Source organism: Pseudoalteromonas sp. S558, from assembly GCF_005886635.1.
Lineage (GTDB): Bacteria > Pseudomonadota > Gammaproteobacteria > Enterobacterales > Alteromonadaceae > Pseudoalteromonas > Pseudoalteromonas aliena.
The window spans coordinates 1-5,768 of record NZ_PNDU01000203.1; the positions used below are offsets into that span (position 1 = coordinate 1).

Consider the following 5,768-nt stretch of genomic DNA (forward strand, 5'->3'; position numbering starts at 1 on the left):
TTCTCTAGCCAGAGATTTTCAGTGAAAACAAGGCGAATTTACGCGTCAATAGCGGGCCTATTGTAAGTAAATTCAACACAGTTAGCGCTGAAAATAGCTGCTCGAGATAGATTTATTATTCAGAATTCAGGTTAATTAGTTTGTTGAAATTTATTTGGGCTTCTAATCGGTTTGAATTTTAAGCAAAGAAAAGCGCGCTCTATCTCTAGGCGCGCTTGCGGAATCTTCTAATTTTGCATCCTGCAATTGAACTTAATCAACTCCAATTTTTACTAATCCATGTCTATTACTATATTACTTTTTAGTTCTATGTAATGTAGATCAATCCAGATCTATATCCTTTATTCCTAAACATCCTGTAGGGGTAAATACTATTACCAAATCCTCAATTGCACTTCCTAGTGCATCCATGTTTTAAGCAATCCATTGTGTTACCTAAAAAGGCCTGTCCATTTATTCCTTTAACGTCCTGTTAAACAACTAATCTGTGTTGTTATCCTTTTCGCGTCTTCCTGACGCTGTCCGTATTGCAACATTCCATTGTGATACTCGTCCTGAGCCTGTCCTAAAATCAGTATTATCCTGAGTAACCTAATCATTGGTTGGTCGAGTAAGTAATCTATTTCCATTTACTCGTAAGCATCACTGCTTGGTTGATGAATAAATTATAGGTGAATAAGGTAGTTAAACTAGGATAAAGCGGCATCAAATTACAGCTAGTGCAACTGTGATTTTATATTTGTTATTAAAATACAATGGGTTAATTTTTTTATGCTGCTTTTTTGTGTTACATTTTACTCATTTGCTGTCATATCCGTGAGAGATCTCCCACATGATATTTCCATTTCAGGCGTTTCTGTCTATTTATAGCCATTTAAAGTGTGCACTTTATAGTGGTTCAAGATAGAATTATTTGATAATAGTTATTGTTTAGGTGAAATAATGAAGAAAGCACTTACTATCGTTTTGGGACTTGTTGTATCAGTACCTGCATTTGCAAATGACGTTGTTAATATTTACTCTTTTCGTCAACCGTACCTTATTCAACCCATTTTAGATGATTTTACAAAACAAACCGGTATAAAAACTAATGTTGTGTTTGCTAAAAAGGGTTTAATTGAACGCGTTAAACGAGAGGGGAAGCACAGTAAAGCCGATCTAGTTTTAACCTCTAATTTTAGTGCGCTTATTCAGTTAGAAGACTTAAATTTAACGCAAAGAATAAAAAGCGACAGTGTCAATAAAAATGTGCCTGCAGCTTTTCGTGACACAGATGGCCAGTGGGTTGCATTAACAAAGCGCGTGCGAAATGTTTATTCGTCAAAAGAGCGTGTAGGCGCGTTACCAAACCTAACTTATGAAGATTTAGCAGACCCTAAATATAAAGGACAAATTTGCACTCGTTCGGGAAAACATCCTTATAACCTAGGGCTTGTTGCATCTATGATTGCTCATCATGGTGAGGCAGAGACTAAAGTGTGGCTGGAAGGCGTTAAAAATAACCTAGCGCGTAAACCGCAAGGCAATGACCGTGCTCAAGTAAAGGCGGTTAAAGAGGGGTTGTGTAACTTAGCACTAGGGAATAGCTACTATCTTGGTAAAATGCTACAAGATAAAGAACAAAAAGCATGGGCTGAGGCGGTGAATATAAATTTTCCGAATCAAAATAACCGTGGTTCGCACATAAATGTATCGGGTGCTGTTATTACAAAGTTCGCTAAAAACCCTGAAAATGCCTTGAAACTTATAGAGTATATGACCGACAATAAAGCACAAAACGTGTATGCCTCGCTTAATATGGAGTATCCGGTTAAGGCAGGTGTTGAATTATCAAGTTTGGTTGCGTCTTGGGGTAGCTTTAAGGAAGACAGTTTACCACTTGATGAGATCAGTAAATATCGTCCGTTAGCACTTAAGCTGATTGATGAGGTGAAGTTCGATCTTTAATGAATTATAAATTTAAGCTGTCTAGATGGCAGCTATTTGCGTGGTCGACAGGCTTAATATTGTCGGCCCCGTTGTTCTTCCTCTTATTTGAATCCGTACAAGGCGACTCAGAGGTGTTTACTCACCTTTGGAATACCGTCCTTTGGGATTATATAACTAACACTGTGTTGCTGATTTTGGGTGTTTGTGTGCTCAGTTGTGTGATTGCATTGCCGCTTGGATGGCTAACTGCTTACTGTCGCTTTCCCGGTAAAAAACAGTTTGAATGGGCACTTATGCTGCCCCTTGCTATGCCTACCTATATTATTGCTTACGTATATACAGATTTATTAGATTACGCAGGCCCTGTGCAAATAACGTTGCGCGAGTGGTTTGGCTGGCAATCACCTAATGATTACTGGTTTTTTGATATACGCACATTACCAGGTGCCATAGTGATGATTGCTTTGGTCCTGTATCCGTATTTATTTTTGATTTTTAAAACAGCGCTTCGCGAGCAATCGTTTAAATTAGTCCAAGCTAGCCAGTTAATGGGGCTATCTCCTTGGAAAAGTTTTTTTAAAGTAAGTTTAGTACTCTCCAGAGGTGCAATTGTTGCGGCCCTTGCGCTCATTAGTATGGAAACTATGGCTGATTTTGCAACGGTCAGTTACTTTGCTGTAAGCACCTTAACGACCGCTGTTTACGATACATGGTTTGGTTATTACTCACTGACAGCGGCTGCAAAAATATCGGGTGTTATGCTATTACTTTTATTTTTAGCATTAATGGCTGAGCGCTTTAGTCGCCGTGATCAGGCCGTGTTTGAGCGCCAGTCGAGCGTTAACAGTGAATCGCTTTATATTTTAAAGGGTAAGTCAGGGTGGTTAGCCACTGCATTTTGTAGTTTTATTTTACTTATCTCTTTTGTGATCCCCATAGCGGTACTTATTAATTATGCCGTTACTTATTTTGGTAAAGCATGGAGCAGCGAGTTTTTTAGTTATGCTTGGCAAAGTTTAAAAGTAGCAGGAGTGGTGAGTTTAGTAACCATTGCTTTGAGCATATTAGTGGTTTTTTATCAGCGCGTGGCAAAACAAACATACCCACTTATTCCTGGACGCTTAGCAAGCACAGGCTATGCATTGCCTGGCACCGTACTTGCCATTGCGGTTTTATTACCGCTTACATTGTTAGAAAACACCATAAATACAGTACTCGCACCGTATAATTTAGACATAGGTTTGCTGCTTAGCGGCAGTGTTTTTACCATTATTATTGCTTATATTGTTAGGTTTTACGCTATTGCACATGGAGCGATAGAGTCGAGCTTTTTACGCATTAGTCCATCACTCGATATGGCAAGTCAGTCAATGGGTAAAAGCCAATGGCAAACATTAAGGTTAATACACTTGCCTCTATTACGACGAGGTTTGCTTACTGCGGCGTTACTGGTATTTATTGAATGTATGAAGGAGCTGCCAGCGGCACTACTACTTAGACCCTTTGGTTTTGAAAGCTTGGCGACTCACGTATTTCAGTATGTAAGTGATGAGCAACTAGAGCTGGCCTCTATATCTGCTTTATTTATTGTGATTGTGAGCTTTATTCCTTTGTATTTTATTAACCGTTCTATGGAGCAGCGTAGTTAAATGAGTAGTTTAATTTTACAAGGCGTAAGTTATCACTATAACGACACCCAAGTGCTTCATGATCTAGATTTAACGGTTGGTAAAGATGAAATAGTGTGTTTACTTGGGGCCAGTGGTTGTGGAAAAACAACGACACTTAAAGCAATCGCAGGATTAATTGAAACGAGCCAAGGCCGTATTTTTATAGATGGTAAATTGGTGAGTGATGAAAGCTCATTTATTTCACCAGAGCACCGTAACATCGGCATGATGTTTCAAGATTATGCGTTATTTCCACATTTAACAGTCGCTAATAATATCGCATTTGGGCTAAGTTCAATGAATAAAGCCCAGAAGCAGCAACGTGTTGATGAAATGCTTAAGCTTGTGCATTTAATTGGCTGTGCCGACAGGTTCCCGCATCAGTTATCGGGTGGCCAACAGCAACGTGTTGCTATAGCTAGAGCACTAGCTTATAGGCCGAGTTTATTACTCCTTGATGAGCCTTTTTCTAACATAGATACTCAAGTACGTTTTGAGTTAATCGCTGATATCCGGCGAATTATTAAAACATCTCAAGTGTCTGCTGTATTTGTGACACATTCAAAAGAGGAGGCATTTGCCTTTTCAGATACACTTGCCATTATGCATCGCGGAAAAATTGCTCAACAAGGCTCGCCAGAGCAGCTTTTTGCAGCTCCATGTTCAAAGGAGGTTGCAGAGTTTCTGGGTCAAGGCATATACTTAAGCGCAGAAGTATTAACGGCGACTGAATACCGTACTCCGTTTGGCTTAGTTAAATCGTATATTGCGCATGAACATACTGAAAAAGCAGGGACAATATATGTTCGTCCTCACCAAATAGAGTTAGTGAGCGACAATATACATAATGAACAAAGCGAGCGAGCAACAATATTAAGCAGTCGCTTTATTGGCTCTGCGTATGTTTATACGGTTGTTATTGCTGAACAGGAAATTGAAGTTGCTGCACAATATGGCCAATCATTTGATAAAAATGAGCAGGTTATAATAAAAATAAAACCTCACACGGTGAATTTTTTCGAATCATAACTAATTTGTTATTCGCTGTGTTAATCCGTTTATAAGCTAAGGAATGACAATGGCGCAAGCGCAGTCGGGGATTTGTGCTGAGGCAAACTTACACGGTTTGCATTTATTTTTTAATGTGTTTGATGGCCAAGATGAGTCTCTGCGCGCAAAACTAAAGCAAGTTAGTGCAATAGAAGAAGAGTTTAGCGATCAATTTTCTGAATCAATGCTGTCATGCATGCTTGCTATCGGCGCACAGTACTGGCCGCATATCTTGCCTGAATATATCCCAAGTGAATTACAGAGCTTTCCTAATATAAATCACAGCGATCATCATATGAGCGTGCAGCCGTGTGATTTATTCGTACAAATACGCTCAGACCGAGAAGACGTTAATCATTTATTTGCACTGCAAATTTTAAAATTATTTGCCCCCGATGTTGAGCTGGTGGAGCAAATTCGTAATTTTCGGTTTTTGGATGGCCGAGATTTTAACGGCTTCATTTATGGGGGCGACACAGCCCTTGGAAGAAAGAAACGTGCTACGGCCCTGGTAAATAAACAGGGGAGCTTTGAAGATCAAGGCAGTTATATTCATGTGCAGCGTTATAAGCACGATTTAACAATGTGGCAGCACTTATCATTGAGTGAGCAAGAGCAAATAATGGGGCGTACGCGTCTTGATAATACGCTTATTACACCTACTGTAGAAACCTCTCATGCTGTGCGTAGCGAGCTAAAAGACGAAAGTGGGCAACCACTATTATTAAATCAGAGCATGCCTTACGGTGATGTTTACGAGCAAGGGATGTTATCTATTTCCTGCGCCTCGACAGGAACCGCATTTGAAAAAGTACTGAAAAGCCGTTTAGGTGAAAAAGAGTGTTATGATCAGTGGCTTGATTTCACTCAAGCCGACATGGGATCTGCTTTTTTTGCACCCTCTATAGGATTTTTAAAGCAGCTTTAATTTTTTTAGCTTGTTATACCAACCGGCATAAATATCTGAATAAGTTAACGAATTAAATCACTCTATAACAGGCATTGATCAGACCCCTAGGCAACTTTTTGGATTTTATATAAATGCAACGCATGTCCACCAATGAGCCTTATTATTTTTTCCCTGAACTCATCAAAACCATCCAAGCTAATTTTGTCGCC

General features: G+C 39.4%; 4 protein-coding genes. All 4 read left to right on the forward strand.

What is annotated here, in order from left to right:
* Positions 1–942 precede the first annotated feature (942 nt).
* From CWB66_RS14245 to CWB66_RS14260, 4 genes are read left to right on the forward strand one after another with little or no spacing between them, the layout of a single operon-like run.
* Positions 943–1,947, forward strand: a complete 1,005-nt coding sequence (locus tag CWB66_RS14245; RefSeq protein WP_077536912.1) for a Fe(3+) ABC transporter substrate-binding protein — start codon at positions 943–945, stop codon at positions 1,945–1,947.
* Entirely contained in the window at positions 1,947–3,578 is a 1,632-nt protein-coding gene (locus CWB66_RS14250) for an ABC transporter permease (RefSeq protein WP_138585896.1), read from the forward strand. The genes CWB66_RS14245 and CWB66_RS14250 overlap by 1 nt, the downstream gene beginning before the upstream one ends.
* Positions 3,579–4,628, forward strand: a complete 1,050-nt coding sequence (locus CWB66_RS14255) for an ABC transporter ATP-binding protein (protein ID WP_138585897.1) — start codon at positions 3,579–3,581, stop codon at positions 4,626–4,628.
* A gap of 49 nt (positions 4,629–4,677) precedes the next feature.
* Positions 4,678–5,577: a Dyp-type peroxidase gene (locus CWB66_RS14260; RefSeq protein WP_077536915.1), complete on the forward strand. Its 900-nt coding sequence runs from the start codon at positions 4,678–4,680 to the stop codon at positions 5,575–5,577.
* Positions 5,578–5,768 lie beyond the last annotated feature (191 nt).